The organism is Micromonospora sp. NPDC050417, from assembly GCF_044458865.1.
Taxonomy (GTDB): Bacteria; Actinomycetota; Actinomycetes; order Mycobacteriales; family Micromonosporaceae; genus Micromonospora_G.
In genome coordinates this window covers 177,267-197,438 of record NZ_JBITIH010000011.1, presented here as the reverse complement: position 1 = coordinate 197,438, position 20,172 = coordinate 177,267, and the positions used below count along the sequence as shown (strand labels likewise).

At 70.0% G+C, this 20,172-nt stretch carries 16 protein-coding genes; 5 read left to right on the top strand and 11 right to left on the bottom strand.

Annotation, left to right across the window (positions count from 1 at the left end):
* Genes fdhF through ACIBF5_RS16735 form a run of 3 tightly spaced genes read right to left on the bottom strand, consistent with a single transcriptional unit; the run spans window position 1 to window position 4,852 of the window.
* On the bottom strand, window positions 1–2,817 hold the full coding sequence (gene fdhF / locus ACIBF5_RS16745; protein WP_396812428.1) for a formate dehydrogenase subunit alpha: 2,817 nt from the start codon (window positions 2,815–2,817) through the stop codon (window positions 1–3).
* Window positions 2,814–4,376, bottom strand: a complete 1,563-nt coding sequence (locus tag ACIBF5_RS16740; RefSeq protein ID WP_396812427.1) for a formate dehydrogenase beta subunit — start codon at window positions 4,374–4,376, stop codon at window positions 2,814–2,816. Before ACIBF5_RS16740 ends, fdhF begins: the two co-directional genes overlap by 4 nt.
* On the bottom strand, window positions 4,373–4,852 hold the full coding sequence (locus ACIBF5_RS16735) for a formate dehydrogenase subunit gamma (RefSeq protein WP_396812425.1): 480 nt from the start codon (window positions 4,850–4,852) through the stop codon (window positions 4,373–4,375). Before ACIBF5_RS16735 ends, ACIBF5_RS16740 begins: the two co-directional genes overlap by 4 nt.
* Window positions 4,853–5,137: 285 nt before the next feature.
* Here ACIBF5_RS16735 and ACIBF5_RS16730 point away from each other — a divergent pair, with 285 nt between their 5' ends.
* Window positions 5,138–5,902: an SDR family NAD(P)-dependent oxidoreductase gene (locus ACIBF5_RS16730; protein ID WP_396812423.1), complete on the top strand. Its 765-nt coding sequence runs from the start codon at window positions 5,138–5,140 to the stop codon at window positions 5,900–5,902.
* Window positions 5,903–5,934: 32 nt separating this feature from the next.
* Here ACIBF5_RS16730 and ACIBF5_RS16725 read toward each other — a convergent pair whose 3' ends face one another.
* Both ACIBF5_RS16725 and ACIBF5_RS16720 read right to left on the bottom strand, forming a co-directional pair.
* Window positions 5,935–8,094 carry a glycogen debranching N-terminal domain-containing protein gene (locus tag ACIBF5_RS16725; RefSeq protein ID WP_396812422.1) on the bottom strand — a complete coding sequence of 720 codons (2,160 nt, stop codon included), beginning with the start codon at window positions 8,092–8,094 and terminating at the stop codon, window positions 5,935–5,937.
* Window positions 8,095–8,368: 274 nt separating this feature from the next.
* Window positions 8,369–9,127 carry an aminoglycoside adenylyltransferase domain-containing protein gene (locus ACIBF5_RS16720; protein ID WP_396812421.1) on the bottom strand — a complete coding sequence of 253 codons (759 nt, stop codon included), beginning with the start codon at window positions 9,125–9,127 and terminating at the stop codon, window positions 8,369–8,371.
* Between the two features lie 179 nt (window positions 9,128–9,306).
* Between ACIBF5_RS16720 and ACIBF5_RS16715 the strand changes: the two genes are divergently transcribed.
* A complete protein-coding gene (locus ACIBF5_RS16715; protein WP_396812419.1) occupies window positions 9,307–9,969 on the top strand; it encodes a GNAT family N-acetyltransferase in 663 nt (220 codons plus the stop codon).
* A gap of 157 nt (window positions 9,970–10,126) precedes the next feature.
* Entirely contained in the window at window positions 10,127–11,368 is a 1,242-nt protein-coding gene (locus ACIBF5_RS16710; protein WP_396812418.1) for an alginate lyase family protein, read from the top strand.
* Window positions 11,369–11,451: 83 nt separating this feature from the next.
* On the opposite strand, the gene ACIBF5_RS16705 is transcribed toward ACIBF5_RS16710, so the two are convergent.
* The 4 genes from ACIBF5_RS16705 to ACIBF5_RS16690 all read right to left on the bottom strand — a co-directional run bounded on the left by ACIBF5_RS16705 (window position 11,452) and on the right by ACIBF5_RS16690 (window position 15,622).
* Window positions 11,452–11,703 carry a hypothetical protein gene (locus tag ACIBF5_RS16705; RefSeq protein ID WP_396812416.1) on the bottom strand — a complete coding sequence of 84 codons (252 nt, stop codon included), beginning with the start codon at window positions 11,701–11,703 and terminating at the stop codon, window positions 11,452–11,454.
* A complete protein-coding gene (locus ACIBF5_RS16700; RefSeq protein WP_396812414.1) occupies window positions 11,675–12,742 on the bottom strand; it encodes a polysaccharide lyase family 1 protein in 1,068 nt (355 codons plus the stop codon). Before ACIBF5_RS16700 ends, ACIBF5_RS16705 begins: the two co-directional genes overlap by 29 nt.
* A 539-nt stretch (window positions 12,743–13,281) precedes the next feature.
* A complete protein-coding gene (locus ACIBF5_RS16695) occupies window positions 13,282–14,061 on the bottom strand; it encodes a phosphatase PAP2 family protein (protein ID WP_396812412.1) in 780 nt (259 codons plus the stop codon).
* A 109-nt stretch (window positions 14,062–14,170) separates the two neighbouring features.
* A complete protein-coding gene (locus tag ACIBF5_RS16690; RefSeq protein WP_396812410.1) occupies window positions 14,171–15,622 on the bottom strand; it encodes a glycoside hydrolase family 3 N-terminal domain-containing protein in 1,452 nt (483 codons plus the stop codon).
* A 175-nt stretch (window positions 15,623–15,797) separates the two neighbouring features.
* Between ACIBF5_RS16690 and ACIBF5_RS16685 the strand changes: the two genes are divergently transcribed.
* Window positions 15,798–16,973 (top strand): ROK family protein, encoded by a 1,176-nt coding sequence (locus tag ACIBF5_RS16685; RefSeq protein ID WP_396812408.1) that lies wholly within the window; start codon window positions 15,798–15,800, stop codon window positions 16,971–16,973.
* A gap of 68 nt (window positions 16,974–17,041) precedes the next feature.
* Here ACIBF5_RS16685 and ACIBF5_RS16680 read toward each other — a convergent pair whose 3' ends face one another.
* Together ACIBF5_RS16680 and ACIBF5_RS16675 are read right to left on the bottom strand one after the other, a co-directional pair.
* Window positions 17,042–18,037 carry an ABC transporter permease subunit gene (locus ACIBF5_RS16680; protein WP_396812406.1) on the bottom strand — a complete coding sequence of 332 codons (996 nt, stop codon included), beginning with the start codon at window positions 18,035–18,037 and terminating at the stop codon, window positions 17,042–17,044.
* Complete coding sequence (locus tag ACIBF5_RS16675) at window positions 18,034–19,134, bottom strand: ATP-binding cassette domain-containing protein (protein WP_396812405.1); 1,101 nt, start codon at window positions 19,132–19,134, stop codon at window positions 18,034–18,036. The genes ACIBF5_RS16680 and ACIBF5_RS16675 overlap by 4 nt, the downstream gene beginning before the upstream one ends.
* Before the next feature lie 54 nt (window positions 19,135–19,188).
* Here ACIBF5_RS16675 and ACIBF5_RS16670 point away from each other — a divergent pair, with 54 nt between their 5' ends.
* The gene (locus ACIBF5_RS16670; RefSeq protein ID WP_396812403.1) at window positions 19,189–20,115 is read left to right on the top strand and encodes an ABC transporter ATP-binding protein; all 927 of its coding nucleotides are present in this window, start codon (window positions 19,189–19,191) and stop codon (window positions 20,113–20,115) included.
* Window positions 20,116–20,172: the final 57 nt, after the last annotated feature.

The following is a 20,172-nucleotide window of genomic DNA, read 5'->3' as shown; positions in this document are numbered from 1 at the left end:
TCAGTCCGCCAGCGCCGGGACGAGCAGTTCGTCCTGCGCGGCCTGGGCGGCGGGCTTGGGGTGCTTCAGCCCGACCTGGACCGCGGTGACCTTGTACTCCGGGCAGTTCGTGGCCCAGTCGGAGTTCTCGGTGGTGACCACGTTCGCGCCGGTCACCGGGTGGTGGAAGGTGGTGTAGACGACACCGACCGGCATCCGGTCGGAGAGGACCGCGCGCAGCGAGGTGGCGCCGACCCGGCTGGCCAGGGTCACCTCGTCACCGTCGCTGATGCCGCGCACCTCCGCGTCGTGCGGGTGGAGTTCGAGTACGTCCTCGGGGTGCCACGCCACGTTCGCCGTACGCCGGGTCTGCGCCCCGACGTTGTACTGGCTCAGGATCCGGCCGGTGGTCAGGATCAGCGGGTACTTGCGGGTGCTGCGTTCCTTCGTCGGTACGAACGGGGTCTGCACGAACCGCCCCTTGCCGCGTACGAAGCCGTCCACGTGCATCGTGGGCGTGCCCTCGGGGGCGGCCTCGTTGCAGGGCCACTGCACACTGCCGAGCTTGTCCAGTTTCTCGAACGAGACGCCGGAGAAGGTGGGGGTGAGCGCGGCGATCTCGTCCATGATCTCGCGCGGGTGCTGGTAGTTCATCGGGTAGCCCATCGCCTCCGCGATCTCGCAGACGATCTGCCACTCGTGCTTGCCGGTCTTCGGTGCCATCACGGGCCGTACCCGGTTGATCCGGCGTTCGGCGTTGGTGAAGGTGCCGTCCTTCTCCAGGAAGGAGGTGCCGGGCAGGAAGACGTGCGCGAACTTCGCCGTCTCGTTGAGGAAGAGGTCCTGGACCACGACCAGTTCCATCGCGCCGAGTGCGGCGAAGACGTGCTTGGTGTTCGGGTCGGACTGGGCGATGTCCTCACCCTGCACAAAGATCGCCCGGAAGGTTCCCTCGACCGCGGCGTCGAACATGTTGGGGATGCGCAGCCCCGGCTCGGACAGGAGCGGCCGACCCCACATGTTCTCGAACACCGTCCGTACGGCGTCGTCCGAGACGTGCCGGTAGCCCGGCAGTTCGTGCGGGAACGAGCCCATGTCGCAGGAGCCCTGCACGTTGTTCTGGCCGCGCAGGGGGTTCACGCCGACACCCTCGCGACCGATGTTGCCGGTCACCATGGCGAGGTTCGCCATCCCCATCACCATGGTCGAACCCTGGCTGTGTTCGGTGACGCCGAGGCCGTAGTAGATCGCGGCGTTGCCGCCGGTGGCGTAGAGCCTCGCCGCGGCCCGTAGCTCCTCGGCCGGCACGCCGGTGATCTCCTCGACCGCCTCCGGGCTGTTCTCGGGCCGGGAGATGAACTCGGCCCAGCCGTCGAAGTCCTCGCACCGCTCGTCGACGAAGGCCCGGTCGTAGAGGCCCTCGGTGAGCACCACGTGGGCCAGCGCGTTGACCACGGCGACGTTGGTGCCGGGGGCGAGCTGAAGGTGGTGGGTGGCCTCGATGTGCGGGGAGCGGACCAGGTCGATCCGGCGGGGGTCGATCACGACGAGCTTCGCGCCCTCGCGCAGCCGGCGCTTCATCCGGGAGGCGAAGACCGGGTGCCCGTCGGTCGGGTTCGCGCCGATCACCAGGATCACGTCCGCCTGGGCGACGGAGCGGAAGTCCTGGGTGCCGGCCGAGGTGCCGAAGGTCTGCTTCAGCCCGTACCCGGTGGGGGAGTGGCAGACCCGGGCACAGGTGTCGACGTTGTTGTTGCCGAACGCGGCGCGGATCATCTTCTGCACCACGTACACCTCTTCGTTCGTGGTACGCGAAGAGGTGATGCCGCCGATGGCGCCGACGCCGTGCTTGGTCTGGATGTCGAGCATCCGGGTGGCGACGTAGTTGATCGCGGTGTCCCAGTCGACCTTCTGCCACTCGTCGGTGATCTTGTCTCGGACCATCGGTGAGAGCTGCCGGTCGGGGTGGGTGGCGTAGCCGAAGGCGAACCGGCCCTTGACGCAGGAGTGGCCCTCGTTGGCGCCGCCGTGCTTGTACGGCACCATCCGGACCAGTTCGTCGCCGCGCAGCTCGGCCTTGAACGAGCAGCCCACCCCGCAGTACGCGCAGGTGGTGACGACGCTGCGGCTCGGCATGCCGAGCTGTACCACCGACTTCTCCTGGAGGGTGGCGGTCGGGCAGGCCTGCACGCAGGCGCCGCAGGAGACGCACTCGGAGTCCATGAAGAGTTCGCCGGCGCCAGCGCTCACCTTGGAGCCGAACCCGCGCCCCTCGATGGTCAGCGCGAAGGTTCCCTGGATCTCGCCGCAGGCGCGTACGCAGCGGGAGCAGGCGATGCACTTGGAGGACTCGAAGTCGAAGTACGGGTTGCTGGTGTCCTTGGGCGCGTCGAGGTGGTTGGCGCCCTCGTAGCCGTAGCGGACCTGGCGCAGCCCGACCGCCCCGGACATGTCCTGCAACTCGCAGTCGCCGTTCGCGGAGCAGGTGAGGCAGTCCAGCGGGTGGTCGGAGATGTACAGCTCCATCACGCCCTGGCGGAGCTTCTCCAGCTTCGGGGTCTGGGTGCGTACCTTCATCCCGGGGGCGACCGGGGTGGTGCAGGAGGCGGGGGTGCCGCGCCGACCGTCGATCTCCACCAGACAGAGCCGACAGGAGCCGAACGCCTCCAGACTGTCGGTGGCGCAGAGCTTCGGGATGTCGACCCCGCTCATGGCCGCCGCGCGCATCACCGACGTGCCCTCGGCCACCGTGACCGGCATGCCGTCCACCTCGATCGACACCGTCGCCGGCCCGGGCTTGGCCGGGGTGCCGAGGTCGTGTTCCTTCAACAGGCTCATGGTCGTTTGGCCTCCTCGTAGCGGGCGGTGAAGTCGTCGGGGAAGTGCAGCAGCGCGCTGCGTACGGGATTCGGCGTCAGCCCACCCATGGCGCACAGGGATCCCTCGGTCATCAGCTCGCAGAGGTCACCCAGCAGGGCCAGGTTCCCGTCCGGGTCCTCACCCGCCACGATCCGGTCGATCACTTCCACGCCGCGTACGGCACCGACCCGGCAGGGGGTGCACTTGCCGCAGGACTCCTCGGCGCAGAACTCCATCGCGAAGCGAGCCATCGACGCCATGTCCACGGTCTCGTCGAAGACCACGATGCCGCCGTGGCCGAGCATCGCGTCCGCCGCGGCGAACGCCTCGTAGTCCATCGGCAGGTCCAGGTTGGACGCGGGTAGGTACTGCCCGAGCGGGCCGCCGACCTGGACCGCGCGGACCGGGCGTCCGGAGCGGGTGCCACCGCCGTACTGGTAGATCAGGTCACTCAGGGTGATGCCGAAGGCGGTCTCGAAGACCCCGCCCCGGGCGATGTTGCCGGCGAGCTGGAATACCTGGGTGCCGCGGGAGCGCTCGACGCCGAGGTCCCGGTACGCGGCGGCTCCGTCGGCCAGGATGGCCGGGACCGAGCCGAGCGTGAGGACGTTGTTCACCACCGTCGGCTTGCCGAAGAGCCCGGTGATCGCCGGGATCGGGGGTTTGGCGCGGACCATGCCGCGCTTGCCCTCCAGGCTTTCCAGCATCGCGGTTTCCTCACCGCAGATGTACGCGCCCGCACCGACCCGTACGAAGAGGTCGAAGCGGAGTTCCGAGCCGAGCACGTGCTCGCCCAGCCAACCCTCGGTACGGGCGACCTCGATCGCCTGCCGCAACGTGCGTACGGCGTCGGGGTATTCGGAGCGGACGTAGATGTAGCCCTCGCTGGCCCCGACCGCGTGTGCGGCGATGGTCATGCCCTCGATCAGGGTGAACGGGTCGCCCTCCATCAGCATCCGGTCGGCGAACGTTCCGCTGTCGCCCTCGTCGGCGTTGCAGCAGATGAACTTGAGCGGCCCGGGGGTGTCGAGCACGGTCTTCCACTTGATGCCGGCGGGGAAGCCAGCGCCCCCGCGTCCGCGCAGCCCGGATTCGGTGACCTCGGCGACCACCTCGGCCGGGGACAGGCTCAGGGCCCGTCGGAGTCCGGCCAGGCCGCCGTGCGCGACGTAGTCCTGCGGGGAGAGGGGGTCGGTGATTCCGACGCGGGCGAAGCAGAGCCGGGTCTGGTCCCGTAGCCACGGCAGGTCCTCGACCACGCCCTGGCAGAGGTCGTGGTCGGCGCCGTCGAGCAGTCCCTCGGCGACGAGTCCGGGGACGTCGTCCGGTCCGACCGGCCCGTAGCCGATTCGGCCGCGTTCGGTTTCGACCTCGACCAGGGTCTCCAGCCAGAGCATGCCCCGTGATCCGTTGCGGACCAGTCGGACCGGTCGGCCGGCGACCGCCGCCTCGTGTTCGATCGTGGCGGCGACCAGGTCGGCGCCGACGGAGAGGGCCGCCGAGTCGCGGGGTACGTAGATCGTGACCGGGGTCGTCATGAGTTCACCGTTTCCGTGACCAGGATGGCGTCCAGCCGAGTCGCGTCGACCCGTCCGAGGACCCGGCCGTTGACCTGGGCGGCCGGGCCGAGGGCGCAGTTGCCCAGGCAGAACACCTGTTCCAGGGTGACCGATCCGTCTGATGTGGTCTGTCCGACCTTGATGCCGAGCACCTGTTCGGCGTGCGCGACGACCTGTTCGGCGCCGACCGACTGGCAGGCTTCGGCGCGACAGAGCTTGATGGTGGTGCGGCCGGCGGGCTCGGAGCGGAAGTCCGAGTAGAAGGTGATCACGCCGTGGACGTCGGCGCGGGAGAGGTTCAGCTCCGCCGCCAGCACCGGCACGACCTCCTGGTCGACCCAGCCGAACTCCTCCTGGATGCGGTGCAGGATCGGCAATAGTGCCCCTCGATCGCCTCGGTGTGCGGCGACCAGCGCACGCACCCGGTCCCTGACCGAGGTATCAGGACTGTCCACTGCCATCCCACCTCCACATCGCCCACCGCTACCGTGTTTACAATACTGTAGCCTGAATATCGTATGCAATACTGGCTCGTTTTGCCCGCCGCGCGAGCCGGCACCGGCCGGCTGGCCTGGGGTCCCTGCCGCACACCGAAACAATGTCCGGATGTGCCGTGGGCATTCGTTCCCCCCGAGGCGGTCGGGGTCGTGCCGACGAGGCGGCGTCCTCCGTCCATCATGCTTCACCGGACGCCCCCATGGCAGGTTGATCTTTGTCGAGATCTGTGCGACGTTGCGCCGATGGGAATTCGGCAGCGGGCACTCGTCACCGGCGGATCACGCGGCGTCGGGGCCGCCGTCGCCACCACACTCGCACGAGCCGGCTACACCGTCGCCGTGCACTGCCGGGCGGAGACCACGTCGACCCGGTCCGTCCTCGAATCGCTCCCCGGCGACGGGCACGCCATCGTCACCGGTGACCTGGCCGACCCGGCCGAGGCGCAGTCGGTGGTCGCCGCCGCGGTCGAGGCGCTCGGCGGAGTGGACCTGCTGGTCAACAACGCCGGCCGGTACGTCGAACTCCCCGTCACCACCACCTCGTACGCCGACTGGCAGGCGAACTGGCGGGAGATCCTCGACGTCAACCTGCACGGCGCCGCGAACGTCACCTGGTGCCTGGTGCACCACCTGCTCGGCCGCCCCGAAGGTCCGGCGGGCGGACGGATCGTCAACATCGGCTCCCGGGGCGCGTTCCGGGGCGAGCCACACGCGCCCGCGTACGGCGCCAGCAAGGCCGCGCTGCACTCGTTGACCCAGTCCCTCGCCGTCGACCTCGCCCCGCACGGCATCGCCGTCGCGGCGGTCGCGCCGGGTTTCGTCCGTACCGAAATGGTCACGCCCATGCTCGACGGCCCGGACGGCGACGCCATCCGGGCGCAGAGCCCGTTCAACCGGGTCGCCGAGCCGGCCGAGGTCGCCGCCGCGGTCGCCTGGCTCGCCGCACCGGAGGCGGTCTGGGCCAGCGGCGCGATCCTCGACCTCAACGGCGCCTCACACCTTCGCTGACCGGCGCCTCGGGCAGGGCCGGGACCGGGTCGTCAGGTCATGGCCTGGACGGACGCCTCCGAACCGGCGGCCTCGACGTTCCACTGCTTGCCGAGAGCGGTAAGGCCGTCCAGGGCGATCCGCCCGTACTCGATCGGCACCTGCGGGTCGGCGACGAGTTGGCCGTCGCGCACGTCGAGGCCGAGCATCGTACGGAGGAAGAGCATCGGCGCCGCCGCCGACCACGCCTGAGGGCTGCACGCCGTCGGGTACGGCACCGGCAGGCGGCCGTACGAGCGGTCGTAGCCGGAGAACGCCTCGGGTAGCCGGTAGTCGGAGTACTTGGCCGCCTCGATCATGGCCATGATGACGCGGTTCGCCTCCTGTCGGAAACCGTAACGGGCCAGGCCGGCGGCGATCAGCGAGTTGTCGTGGGGCCAGACCGTGCCCGAGTGGTAGCCGATCGGGTTGAACCCATGGTCCTGACTGGAGGTGGTACGGATGCCCCAGCCCGAGAACATCGCTTCCGACATCAACTGGTTCGCCAGGGTGATCGCCCGCTCGGGCGTGACGATCCCGCTCCAGAGCAGCTGACCCATGTTCGACGTCATGGCGTCGATCTTGCGTTTGTCGCCGTCGAGTCCGACCGCGTAGTACCCGCCGCGTTCGTCGATCCAGAAGTCCCGGTTGAACCGCTCGTACAGCTCGGCCGCCTGGGCGCGTTGCCGCTGGGCCAGCTCCGGGTTGCGTAGTGGCCCGTCGGCCAACTCCGCCACGCGACTCCTCGCGTCGTAGGTGTAGCCCTGGATCTCGCAGGTGGCGATCGGCAGTACCGGGGTCGACCCGTCGGCGAATTTGATTCCGTCCCAGGAGTCACGCCAGCACTGGTTGCCGAGTCCCTGGCTGGAGCGGGTGGCGTACTCGATGTAGCCGTCACCGTCCGGATCGCCGTAGTGGTCCATCCAGTACAGCGCGGAGTCGACGTTCTCCCGGAAGCCGAGGACGAACTCGTCGTCGCGGGTCCACCGCCAGTACTCGGAGAGCAGGATGAGCCAGAGCTGGGTGGCATCGGCGGTGCCGTAGTACGGGTTGTGCGGCTTCTGCTTCAACTGGGTCAGTTCACCGCTGCGGATCTCGTGCAGGATCTTCCCCGGCTCTTCGTCCCGGAAGTCGTCGAACTGACGACCCTGGGCGGCTGCGAGCGCGAGCAGCGTGCCCCTGGCCAGGGTCGGCCCGGAGACCATCGTCTGATAGGCGCTGATCAGGGAGTCGCGGCCGAAGATGGTGAGGAACCAGGGCAGTCCGGCGGCGGGGAGGATGATCGGTACCCCACCCGCGGACTTCTCGATCCGGAGTGCGCCCAGATCCGACTTCGACTTCTCCATCACGTCGCGGAGCAGTTCCGACTCAAGCCGCCAGTCGGGGCACTGCCTGCTCCAGATACTGATCGCGTCGTCTCTCTCATCGTCGAAGGCCTCACCGAAATGCCGATGTTTCGGTGCCACCTGCAGCGGGCCGAATTCGAGCGGGATCGTGAATTCGCACCGCCAGGCGTGATCCGGTTCGAGGTGCACCCGCCAGATCAGTTCGTCACCCTCGGTCCGGTCGGCCGGTGGTACCGCCTGCACCCTGGTGCTGGCACGGAACTCGCCGTTCGTGTATGAGAAGTCCAGATACGTGCCGTCGGATCCGTGCAGGCGGGTGATCGTCTCCGAACGGTCCGAGATGCACTCCTTGATCTCGAACAGGTCGGCGAAGTCGGTGCCCGCGGACAGGCTCAGGTCGAACGAGATCGGTGCGTTCGTGAAGTTCTCCAGTTCGACGCGCTCGTGCAGACCGTCACTGATGAAGCGTTGCCGCCGTACGCCGACGCTGTTCGACGGTATGCCGTCGATCTCGGCGTTGGTGAGGAAGAAGGCCGCCGAGTAGTCCTCCACCGTTCCGGAACCCAGGAGTAGTAGCGGTTTGTCCGCGATACGGAGTTCCCACCGGCTGAGGAACCGGGTGTCGTCGTGGACCAGCCCGCCGATGGAACCCTGCGGAATGTCGCCCGTCGCGTCCGAGATCATGAACGATCTGCCCTCGACCACCGCGACCGCGTCCGGGCCCAGCTCCGGCGGCAGATCGCGGACCACCGCGCTCGGTACCTTGGTCCCCGAATCCGCCCCGGGCATCGGGTCGGCCGGCGTCGGCCTGCGCGCTCGGTCTGTCACGTACGCCTCCAGGGAAGAGGAACGGTGACGTCCATCGGCGTGGTCCAGCCTAGTTCCCGTCGTAGCGGCCAGCCGGACAATCCGATAGCCGGGCAGCGCGGACAGGGCTGTCGAGGGGGATCACCGCACCGGGCGGGGCTCGGGAAACCGGACGATCAGGCCCTCGTCGCCGCTCGCGGTAACCAGCTCTCGTCGGTCGCGGCAATCAGCCCTTGCCGCTCGCGGTAATCAGCTCTCGCCGCTCGCGGTAACCAGCTCTCGCTGGTCGCGGTAATCAGCTCTCGTCGGTCGCGGCGAGCAGAGCGCGGGCGTCGGTCACGAAGCGGGCACCGGCGCCGGAGAGTTCCCGACGGTCCCCGATCTGGTGCAGCACCAGCGCCTCGGCGACCAGCGGGTGGTGCGGGTGTCGGGAGAGGTACCAGCGGCCGGCCTCGACCTTGGCGCAGAGGCTGCCGTCGGCGGCGAACCGCAGGGCCCGACACGCGTTGAGTACGGCCTCACCCTGCCTGCCCTGGGCCAGTGCCCAGTCGAGCTGCCGACAGATGGCCCAGCGCAGCCGTTGTGCCGCAACCGGGGCGAAGACCCGGTCCGGCGGTGGGCCGGTCACCGCGAGGCCGTACCGGCGGCAGATCTCGACCTGGAGCACCAGTTCGGGGTTGCCCGGATGGCCGGTGCCGGGGATGACGTGTGCGCTGCCGTCGGTGGCGCCGGTCACCCGTACCTCGAACGGGCAGGTGCCCAGCGATCGGGCGGTGGCGGTGGTGACGACGGTCAGGTCCAGTCCCCGCCCCGGGCAGCGGTCGATCGTCCGGCCGAGCGCCGTCCCGACCCGGAACTGGTGTGTCGCGCTGCCGGCGCGGGCCACCACGGCCAGTACCTCGACGTCGCTGAGTGGGGGAGAGAATCCTCCCAGCACCGCCGAGCCGTGCAGATAGAGACCGATCAGGTCGGCACCGGACAGGGTGTGCATGACCGTGGCGAGCTGCCGCGCGTACCCGACCACCCGGTGGGGTGCGCGTGCAGCGACGGTCATGAGTACAGATGGTAGTGGGCCATCGATTCCCGGCCGACCCACCAACGGCCAGACCGATCTGCCGATAGCCTGGTCTGCGCCGCCAGCCCCATGCCGCCGCGTTAGGAAGGGCCCCTTCCTATACCGAAAGCGATAACAAGGGGCCCTTCCTTACATCCGGTCGCAGGGCGAGGTGCCACATGCTCGACACACGCCTCTTCCACCATCTGGTGAGTTTGCTGGGGCAGTGGCCCACGCGACGGCCGTTGCAGGTGGTGGGCTCGGAGCGGCGCATCCTTCCGGCGTGGGACGGTCAGGTCCGGCCGGCACTCGCGGTCGCCGCCCCGGGCGGTGCGGTGTTGTCGGTGCCGCCCGACCGGGTGGGTGCCGTACGTGAGCTGACCGGCCGCCCCTTCGACGACCTGCTCGGCGCGCTGCCGGCGGCGGTCGGCTACAGCGGTTGGCGGACATACCCGGCGGTGTTCCGGTATTCGTTGGCGCCGACACCGTTGCCGGACGCGGGGCAGTGGGTCTCCGCGGACGACCCGACGCTGCCCGCGTGGCTGCGCCCCTTCGGTGACGTACTGGTGGCCCGGGACAGCGACGGTGAGTACCTCGCCGGGGTGGGGATCAAGCGGCACGACCGGTACGGCCACGAGTTGTCGGTCGGCACGTCGCCGGCCGCCCGGGGGCGCGGCCTGGCCCGGCGTCTGGTGGCGCAGGCTGCCCGCCGGGTGTTGGACGAGGGTGCGGTCCCGACCTACCTGCACGCGCCGGAGAACGCCGCCTCGGCCCGGGTCGCCGAGGCCGCCGGGTTCCCGTCGCGCGGTTGGACGTCGTACGGGGTCTTCAAGGCGGAGTAGCGCCGACGCGGATCCGCTGACCGGTCCCCTGGTGGGTCGCCGGTTTTCTTTGGTTGGGCTGGGGTGGGTTGACAACGTATCGACCAAGATGGTCGTATCGACGGCAGTTAACACTCCTTACAGTTTGATGTCGGCCGATCCCGACCAGGAGGACCTGATGTCCCAGCCATTCCGACGCGGGAGGTGGGCATTCGCGGTCACCGCCGCGACCACCCTGCTGTTGACGATCGCCCCGGCCGCCTCCGCGCGTGAGACCGGCACGGCTGACGGCTCGGCCCGGTCCGGCGACGTGGTGGCCGCGGCACCCGCCACCTTCACCCACCCGGGGGTGCTGGTCAGCCGCTCGCAGCTCGACTTCATCCGGTCCCGGGTCAACGCCAACGCCCAGCCGTGGAAGGCCGCCTACGACCAGATGATGGCGAGCCGGTACGCCTCGCTGACCCGTACCGCCCGGCCGCGTGCCGTGGTCGAGTGCGGGTCGTACTCGAACCCGAACAACGGCTGCACCGACGAGCGTGAGGACGCGCTGGCCGCGTACACGCTCGCGCTCGCCTGGTACATCACCCAGGACAGCCGGTACGCCACCAAGGCCATCCAGATCATGGACGCCTGGTCGGCGACCATCCAGGACCACACCAACAGCAACGCCCCGCTCCAGACCGCCTGGGCCGGATCGTCCTGGCCGCGCGCCGCCGAGATCATCCGCTACACCTACAGCGGTTGGTCGGCGGCGAACGTCGCCCGCTTCGGCACCATGCTCCGCAACGTCTACCTGCCCGAGATCATCAACGGGAACACGTACAGCAACGGCAACTGGGAACTGAGCATGATGGAGGCGTCCATCGGCATCTCGGTCTTCCTGGAGGACCGGTCGGTCTACGACCGCGCACTGGCCAAGTTCCGCGCCCGGGTGCCCGCCTTCATCTACCTGACCAGCGACGGTGCCTTCCCGCGCGGGCCCGCCGGCAGCACCATCGACACCCGGGCCGAGGTCGCGAGCTACTGGCAGGGGCAGAACACCTTCGTGGACGGTCTGTCCCAGGAGACCTGCCGCGACTTCACCCACACCGGGTACGGCATCTCGGCCATCGCGCACGTCGCCGAGACCACGCGCCACCAGGGCCAGGACCTCTACCCCGAACTCCAGGACCGGCTGCGGCACGCACTCGGCTTCCACGCCAAGTACCAGCTCGGCGAGGCGATTCCGAGTTGGCTCTGTGGCGGCAGCCTGACCAGGGGCCTCGGCCCGGTCACCGAGGTCGGTTTCAACGCGCTGAACAACCGGATGGGCATCGCGATGACCAACACCCAACGGCTCACCGAGCAGCAGCGCCCGGCCGGCACCAACAACCTCTTTGTCGCCTGGGAGACCCTGACCCACGCGGGCAACCCCAACTAGACCGTACGGCGCCACGGAAAGTCGCCGGCACACCCGCGCCCACGGGTGTGCCGGCGCATCCGTACCGGTGTGGCGTCCCCGGTTCAGGGTTGGCCGTCGGGCAGCGTCCAGGCCAGCAGACCGGCACCGACCAGCAGCAGGCTGACCAGACTGGCGACGGCGCGTAACGTGTTCCAGCCGGTCCAGTGGGAGGCGTACTCCGCCCAGCGTCGCGCCGCCTCCGCCGGGAGCGGATGCCGAACCGGCTGGCGGTCGGGTCCGGGACGGAGTCGTCCCGGACCCGACCGGGCCGCGGTGGGCGGCGGCTCAGAGGCCGATCCTGCCCACGCCCACACCGGCCGAGACGGTCGCCGGCACCGTTGCCGGATCGTCCACGGTGTACGGGTAGTAGGTCCGGGGCTCGACCACCGTGCCGGCGGTCTGTGGCGCACCGGAGTTGACGTAGCGGTTGTTCCGTTCGACCACGCGTCCCGGTCCGCTCTTGTCGTAACCGACGTAGATCGGGTGAGCCACGTTCTCGAAGTAGTTGCCCTCCACCATCAGGCCGGCGTTCTCGGTTGACGCGATGCCGTAGAGGGCGTTGTTCCGGTAGTAGTTGTTGAACACGTGCACCGGGTCGGCGAAGCGCACCCGGGGGTGTCGCTGGTCGGTGCCGTCGAAGAAGTTGTGGTGGTACGTGACCCGCAGCTTGCCGATGTCGGCCGGGTAGTTGTCCGAGTGCCCGACCAGGCTCGACTTGCTGTGGTGGTGGAAGTGGTTCCACGACACGGTGACGTAGTCCGACTCGCGTTTGATGTCGAGCAGACCGTCGTACCCGTCGGAGAGGTCGTTGTGGTCGATCCAGACGTGGTGGGCCTTGTTGGTGACGCTGATCGAGTCGTCCTCGGCGTCGGTGAACCTGATGTTGCGGATGATGACGTTGTTGCCCGGCCGGGTGGTGGAGCCGAGTTGAAGGCCGCCGCCGGTGATCTCGGCGGTGTTGCCCACGCCGAGGATGCTCTTGTTGGCGACCACGGTGACCATGTCGGAGATCTGGATCCGGCCCGAGACCCGGATGACGTACGGCCCGGCGCGCCCGACGTAGTCCTCCAGGGCGGCGCCGGTGGTGACGGTGACGGTGGGTCCGCCCGCGCCGCCGGTGGTGCCGTTGAAGCCGAGAGCGTTCACCGAGGCGAATCCGATCGGGGCGTCGGCAAGCGCGTTCGTGGCTCCGGCGGCGCGGTGCGAGGAGCCCTCGGCGGTGGTGTACGGGCGGGCCTGGGCCGGGCCGCCCGCGCCGATCAGCGTGCCGACCAGCACCGTGACGAGGCCGGCGACCAGGGTGACTCGACGGGGGCGGGAAGAGGGGCGGGTGATGGTGGTGGATGAGTTCATTCCAGCGCTGCTTTCTCGGTCCGGGGCTGCTGTCGGGCGGCGGACCGGAGGCCGGGGCGGGTGTCGCCCGGACCGGGACGGGTCCGGGCACCAAAGGAAAGCGCTTTCCCTGCGTTTCACCATACGGGCGCGAAGTGAAGCTCGTCAATGAGATGGTGGTCGCCGGCCGGCTCCCGGTGCCCCGAGTGCCAGGGGTGGGGTCATCTCGGAGTGGGGCCGGGTTCGCCCCGGACCTGGTGGTGAATCGAGGGGTACGTGGCGCGGACCGTGGACCCCGACGGGCCCACGGTCCGCATCCTTCCCCAGGCCGAAGTTCCGGGCGTACGGGCAAGGCGTGGCGGGCGGTCCGTCGACGGTGTGACCGTCCCGCCGCTCGGCGCCACCCGTGCCCTGGCGGGTCCCGCCCCCTCGGTGGTTGCGAGACGGACGGTGTGACCAGCGATAACGCTACGAATCCGGCCGGATGCTTTCAAGCCCGCGGGAGAGTCGTCCAAAATGTCCGTTCGGAGGACTTGACGAGCAGATGCGTACCCGGGGTTCTACCGGGTCCGCTCCGGCGGCGGTGCGGTGGTCAGACGCAGCGCGTGGAGCAGTCGCGCGGTCGGGCGGAGCGCGACGGCCACCGAGGCGACGACCAGCACCGCGCCGAGCGTCAGCCCGGCCACCACGTCATGTGGATAGTGGACGCCGGCCACCACCCGCAGCAGCGCGGTCACCCCGGCGAGCGGCAGGGTGAACAGCGCCAGTTTGGGTGCGACCATGGCCAGTCCGACCGCGAGCGCCCCGGCGATGGTCGCGTGGTTGCTCGGGAACGACCAGTCCCCGATCTCGGGACAGGTGGTGATCGACTCCACGCCGGGCACCGCCCGGCAGGGCCGCTCCTGGTCCACCACCAGCTTCAGCCCCTCGCTCAGCGCGTACGCGCCGGCAGTGGCGGCGAGGATCAGCACCGCGCCGGCCAGCAGTAGCGGGTCGCGGGTGCGACCGAGCCAGCCGATTCCGCCGAGCAGTCCGAGCAGGATCAGCATCGCGCCGTCGGTGGCGAGTTCGACCACCTGGTGAGTCCAGCCGGGGGCGCCGGCCAGCACCTCGGCGATCGAGCGGTAGCCGCCGGTGGAGAGGCCGTCGGTGATCCGGATCGGACCGGGGTGGCCCAACCCACCTGGCGAGAGCCAACCGACCAGCCCGGCTCCCGCCACGGTCAGGGTCGCCGCCGCCCCCAACCGAAGTGCGCCAGTGCCGGCACGACGGGCGGGTGTGGCGCCCGCCGTGCCGTTCGAGTCCACTGACCGTGCCGTCGACCGTGCCCGCTCCGTCATGGTGAACACTGTATGAACAGGGAGTGGCCAAAGTCTTCCGCTGATGGTGGGTGTCGCGATCTGACCAAGGTCAGTGGGTGCTGGCCAAGGTCAGTGGGGCCGGTACGCCTCAGCCCGCCAGACCGAGGGTCTCGGCGGCGGCCCACCCGTTGGCGTGGCTGGCGCCGTACGTGGTGACGAAGGCGCGTACGCCCACCGGCCGCCAGGTCGACGGCCACCCCATCTCGACCACCGTCACCGGATGCCGGGCGGCGAGCGTCTCGACCAGTTCGGCCGCGCCCGCCAGCCGGTGCACGTGCCGACCGACCAGCACGATCGGCCGTCCACCGGCCAGTTCGACCAGGGCGGCCGGTTCGGTCTCGGTGGCCACCACCGGCAGGCTCTCGGTGCCATCGAGGTGCGGTCCGAGTCCCCACGGCACACGCCCCTCGGCGATCGTGGAGGCGGAGACGAGTTGCAGCACGAGCGGACTCGCCAGGTCGGAGAGGACGCCCTCGACCCGTACCGCGCGTTTCGCCGCGGCGTACCCCAGGTTGGAGGCGGTGATCTCGGCGGTCGTGCCGGCCCGGGTCCAGGCGGCGAGCGCGTCGGCGCGGCCGGCCGCCTCCTCGACCCGTGCGACCGCGAGTCGGCCGTCACCGACCGCGGCGACGATCGCCTCGGCCACCTCCTCGACCAGGGTGGCGTCCACCTGCGCGCCGATGCAGAGCAGGTCGGCCCCGGCGTCCAGGGCGCGTACGGCGGCCGGCCCGATCCCGCCCGCGGCCTGCGCGGCGCCCTTCATCTCCAACGCGTCGGTGATCACCGCACCGGCGAAGCCGTACTCCCGGCGGAGTAGGTCGACCAGGACGGCCTTGCTGAAGGTCGCCGGCCCCTCGCCGGTCAGCGCCGGGACCCGGATGTGCGCGGTCATGATCGCTTTGGTGTCGGCCGCGACCACCGCGGCGAACGGCGGCAGGTCGCGGACCCGGAGCAGGTCCAGGGGTACGTCGACGGTGGGCAGTTCGTAGTGCGAGTCGGAGATGGTGGCGCCGTGGCCGGGGAAGTGTTTCGCGCAGGCCGCCACGCCGGCCGACTGGAGGCCGGCGACGGCGGCGGCGGAGTGCGCGGCGACGCGGACCGGGTCGGCGCCGAACGAGCGGGTGCCGATGATCGGGTTCTCGTCGGCGCTGTTCACGTCCACGGTGGGGGCCAGGTTGACGTTGATCCCGAGGGCGGCCAGTTCGGCGCCGATCGCCTGGTAGACCCGACGGGTCAGGCCGACGTCGTTGACCGCGCCGAGGGCCGCGTTGCCCGGGTAGGGGCTGCCGGTGGCGTGGGCCAGGCGAGTGACGTCGCCGCCCTCCTCGTCGATCGCGATCAGGACGTCAGGGCGGATCGCGCGCAGCGCGGCGGTGCTCGCCGCGACCTGGGCAGGGTCGGTGACGTTGCGGCCGAACAGGGTGTGGCCGGCGAGCCCGTCGGCGGTCAGGCGCAGTGCCCAGTCCGGAGGCGCGCTGCCCGGGAAGGCGGCGAGCAACGTACGCAGTGCCAACCGGCGGAGTCCAGGATCAGTCCCCACGTTGTCTCCTCTTCGCGGCCCCCCTGGTCCGAGTGTCGCACCAGGCAGGGCCATCTCGTGACCAAGCGGTGCCCTGTCGGGTTACCGACGGGGTACCGACGGGCCGTTACGCTACGGCTACTCGGTAAAGGCTAGACCATCTAATAACAAACTTTACTAATAACTAGGGGACCTGATGGCCACCACCCGACTACCCGGTACGCCCCGGCTGTTGCGCGCCCTCAACGACCGCGCCGCACTCGAACTGCTGCTCGCGCAGGGGCCGCTCACCCGGGCGCAGCTCGGGGAGTTGACCGGGCTCTCCAAGGTGACCGCCTCACAACTGGTGGAACGGCTGGAGGAACGCGGGCTGGTCGTCCGAGTCGGCGAGCAGGCCGGCGGTCGCGGACCGAACGCCCAGCTCTACGCGGTGGAACCGGGCAGCGCGCACGTGGTCGGCGTTGACGTCGGCCCGGACCGGGTGGTCGCCGCCTGCGCGGACATCACCGGCAAGGTGATCGGCCGGGTCGAACAGTCCACCCGGGACACCGACGACCCGGTCGGTGTCGTCCACAACGCGGTGGTCCGTACGGTCAGCAACGCTGGAGCGTCACTGGACAGCGTCCGACGGGTGGTGCTCGGCACCCCCGGCCTGGTCGACCCGGCCACCGGCGACATCACCTTCGCGTTCAACCTGCCGCGCTGGCACCGGGGACTGCTCGCCGCCCTCCGCGAGGACCTGCACACCCCGGTCGTCTTCGAGAACGACGTCAACCTCGCCGCGCTCGCCGAGGCGCAGTCCGGTGCGGCCCGTGGCGTGGACGACTTCGTCCTCGTCTGGGTCGGCGTCGGCGTCGGGCTGGCGATCGTGCTGGGCGGTCGGCTGCACCACGGCAGCACCGGCGCGGCGGGCGAGATCGGATACCTGCCGGTCCCGGGCGCGACCATCCCGCGTGACGTCTCGCGTCGGGCCAAGCCCGCGTTCCAGCAGCTCGCCGCCGCCGACGCGGTCCGGGTGATCGCCCGCGAGCACGGCTTCCGGGCGCCGACGGCCGGCGACGCGGTACGGGCCGCGATCGCCGCCGGGACAGAGGGCGGACCGGTCCTGGACGAGCTGGCCCGCCGGCTGGCGCTCGGGGTGGCCAGCACCTGTGTCGTACTCGACCCACCGCTGGTGGTGCTGGCCGGCGAGGTGGGGCAGGCCGGCGGCAGTGCGCTCGCCGAACGGGTGCAGCACGAAGTCGCTGCGATCACCCTGGTCACGCCGCGGGTGGTGGTGACCGAACTGACCGAGGAGCCGGTGCTGCGTGGCGCCCTGCGTACCGCCCTCGACGCGGTCCGGGACGAGGTGTTCGGCTCAACCGTCGGCTGAGGTGTAAGGAAGGGGCCCTTGTTAACGCTATGCGTTAACAAGGGCCCCTTCCTTAGATGCGGGTGTGGCTAGACGAGGTCGCGTTTGCGGAAGGAGGTGAACGAGGCGGCGACGAAGGTGGCCACCACGAGTGAGAGCACCAGCAGCCCGGTCGGCCAGTTGACCGCGTAGAACACCGGCGGGCAGTACATCTCCTGGCAGGTCGCCGCGGTGGTGGTGAGCTGGACCTGGCCGAGCAGCCAGGCGCCGATGTAGGTGGAGAGCATCCACAGGTCCGGCCGCGGCGCGTCGACGATCTCCATCACGATCCGGCCGCCGCCCTCCCAGAGCACCCCGTACGCGGCGAGCACGCCGAGCGCCGCGGCGGTGTGCCGACCCAGTACGGCGATGGTGAAGCCGATCGCGGTCACCATCAAAGTCAGCACCCAGCCTCGGACGATGGTCGGCAGGAGGAAGCTCCAGAAGTCCACGTCCAACGTGCCGGTGATCCCGCGTACCTCGGCGACCAGCCAGAACGCGCCGACGAAGAGCGGCGACGCCAGGGCCGACACCCCGAGCACGGCACCGAGCAGTGTGCCGAGCTTGGTGCCGAGCACGGTGAGCCGCTGTGGCCGCCAGAGCAGCAGGTTCGTCATGCCGCCGGAGGTCAGGTCGGCGCCGATGTAGGAGGCGCCGACCAGGAAGCCGAAGAGCGCCAGGAACGTGATCAGGAAGTAGATCAGTCCCCGGATCTGCCGCTCGAAGACGAAGACCCCGTTCAGGAAGTCCTCGATCTGGGGCCGGTCGAGCGGGATGGTGTCGCAGTCGCGCGGGTACCTGGCCCGTTCGTCCTCCGAGGCCCCCGGATGGTTGGCCAGCCGGCACGCCGCCAGCCGGCGTTCGTCCTCGTCCAGTTCGCGCTGCACCTGCGCCTGGGCGTGGGAAAGTTCCGACGCGGTGGGCTGGTGCGAGCCGGCGACGGTGGTGGCGACGGTGATCGTGAACGCCGCGATCAGCAGTGCCAGCATGAGTTGGACGAAGCGGCGCGAGGCCAGCCGTTCGAACTCGGCCTGGACCAGGTTCACGCCTTCGTCTCCTCATCGCTGGTTGCCGCCGGTCCGGTTCCGGTGAGCGCCGGTGCCGTCGCGCCGGTGGCAACCGGGTGGACGGTCGCGAGGCCGAGTTCGATCTCCGCTTCCGGACCGTCGTGGTCCAGGTCGGCCCGGCGGGGGCGTACGGAGTCGTCGAGCTGGTGCGGGATGCCGGGGCGCGGGGTGGTGCCGGTCAGTTCGAGGAAGACGCTCTCCAGGTCCGGGGTGAGCGGGGTCAGCTCGCGTACCCAGAGGTCCTGTTCGCCGAGGGCCCGGGTGAGCGCGGCCGGGTCGGTCACACCGCCGACCACCAGGTGTTCGGGGTGGATCACCAGGGGGTGTCCGGCCGCCTCGATCACTTCGGCGGCGCGGGTCTGGTCGTCCACCCGTACCCGGTATTCGCCCTGGTCGAAGCCGGCGAGCACCTCGGTCACCGGTCCGGCGGTGACCCGACGTCCCCGCGAAATGATCGTGACGTGGTCGCAGATCAGTTCGATCTCGGCGAGGATGTGGCTGGAGAGGAGCACGGTTACCCCGGCCAGGGTGAGATCGCGCATCAGATCACGCATCTCCCGGATGCCGGCCGGGTCCAGGCCGTTCGCCGGCTCGTCGAGGATCAGCAGCTCGGGGTTCTTGAGCAGGGCCGAGGCGACGGCGAGCCGCTGCTTCATGCCGAGTGAGTAGCCCTTGACCCGCTCGTTGCCCCGGTCCCGGAGACCGACCCGTTCGAGTACCTCGTCCACACGGGTCGGTGGTATGTCGCCCGCGGTGGCGAGCAGACGGAGGGTACGCCGGCCGGTGAAGTTGCCGAAGAACTGTGGGCTTTCGACGATCGCACCGAATCGGGGTGCCACCACCGGCAGTCGCTCGGGCGACGGTTCGCCGAACACCCGCATCTGCCCGGCGTCGGGGCGTACCAGGCCGAGGAGGGTACGCAGGGTGGTGGTCTTGCCGGACCCGTTCGGCCCGAGGAAGCCGTGCACCTGACCGGTCTCGACCAGCATGTCGAAGCCGTCCAAGGCGACCCATGGCTGGTCGCGCCGGTGCCGGAAGGTCTTGCGCAACCCCTGTATCTCGATGACCGCGCTCACGCGGGCGCCTCGCCGCGTCGGTTCATGTGGCTCTCCGAGTCCTCGGCGTGATCAATGACACGGCGCCTCACCTTACGGGCAGGGAGGCGTCCGTGGGGGCCTGCCACGCCTGCGTGGTTGGATGGTCGGGTGCCTACTGAGCTGGTCCACGACATCGCCGGTGCGGCTGCCCCCGGCACGCCCGGAAACCCGGCCGACGACGACCTGGTGGTCGACCTCGCCGGGGTGAACGTGGTGCGTACCGGCACCCACCTGTTGCGCGATCTGAGCTGGCGGGTGGAGCTGGACGAGCGCTGGGTGGTGCTCGGCCCGAACGGCGCCGGCAAGACGACGTTGCTGAACCTGGCTGGTGGGCGAACGCATCCGACCAGTGGGTCGGTACGGGTGCTCGGCGAGCGGATCGGCCGGACCGACATGGCGGAGCTCCGGACCCGGATCGGCCTGACCACGGCCGGTCTCGCCGAGCGCATCCCCTCCGACGAGCCGGTACGCGACGTGGTGCTGACCGCCGCCTGGTCGGTGGTGGGCCGCTGGCGGGAGAGCTACGACGCGATGGACGAGGCACGGGCGCGTGCACTGCTGGAGCAGTTCGGGGTGGCCGGTCTGGCCGACCGGCGTTACGGCACCCTCTCCGAGGGGGAGCGTAAGCGGGTGCAGATCGCCCGTGCCCTGATGACCGATCCGGAGTTGCTGCTGCTGGACGAGCCGGCGGCCGGGCTGGACCTGGGCGGGCGTGAGGACCTGGTCACCCGGCTGGCGGACCTGGCCCGTGACCCGGACGCACCGGCGCTGGTGTTGATCACCCACCATGTCGAGGAGATCCCGCCGGGCTTCACCCACGCGTTGTTGCTGCGCGAGGGCGGGGTCGTCGCGCAGGGCCTGCTCGGCGAGACGATCACCGGCGAGAACCTGACCCGTACGTTCGGGGTGGCGCTCACCGTCGAGCGGGTCGGCGAACGGTTCGCCGCACGCGCCGCCTGATCTCTCCTCCTCGCCCTCGACAAAGCCGGTCAACAAGCCGGTCAACGTCCGGTCGGC

Bases quoted from the DNA above. Each gene is read 5' to 3' on its own strand.
- fdhF (WP_396812428.1), bottom strand. From the start codon at position 2,817: ATGAGCCTGTTGAAGGAACACGACCTCGGCACCCCGGCCAAGCCCGGG.
- ACIBF5_RS16740 (WP_396812427.1), bottom strand. From the start codon at position 4,376: ATGACGACCCCGGTCACGATCTACGTACCCCGCGACTCGGCGGCCCTC.
- ACIBF5_RS16730 (WP_396812423.1), top strand. From the start codon at position 5,138: ATGGGAATTCGGCAGCGGGCACTCGTCACCGGCGGATCACGCGGCGTC.
- ACIBF5_RS16720 (WP_396812421.1), bottom strand. From the start codon at position 9,127: ATGACCGTCGCTGCACGCGCACCCCACCGGGTGGTCGGGTACGCGCGG.
- ACIBF5_RS16715 (WP_396812419.1), top strand. From the start codon at position 9,307: ATGCTCGACACACGCCTCTTCCACCATCTGGTGAGTTTGCTGGGGCAG.
- ACIBF5_RS16710 (WP_396812418.1), top strand. From the start codon at position 10,127: ATGTCCCAGCCATTCCGACGCGGGAGGTGGGCATTCGCGGTCACCGCC.
- ACIBF5_RS16700 (WP_396812414.1), bottom strand. From the start codon at position 12,742: ATGAACTCATCCACCACCATCACCCGCCCCTCTTCCCGCCCCCGTCGA.
- ACIBF5_RS16695 (WP_396812412.1), bottom strand. From the start codon at position 14,061: ATGACGGAGCGGGCACGGTCGACGGCACGGTCAGTGGACTCGAACGGC.
- ACIBF5_RS16685 (WP_396812408.1), top strand. From the start codon at position 15,798: ATGGCCACCACCCGACTACCCGGTACGCCCCGGCTGTTGCGCGCCCTC.
- ACIBF5_RS16670 (WP_396812403.1), top strand. From the start codon at position 19,189: ATGACACGGCGCCTCACCTTACGGGCAGGGAGGCGTCCGTGGGGGCCT.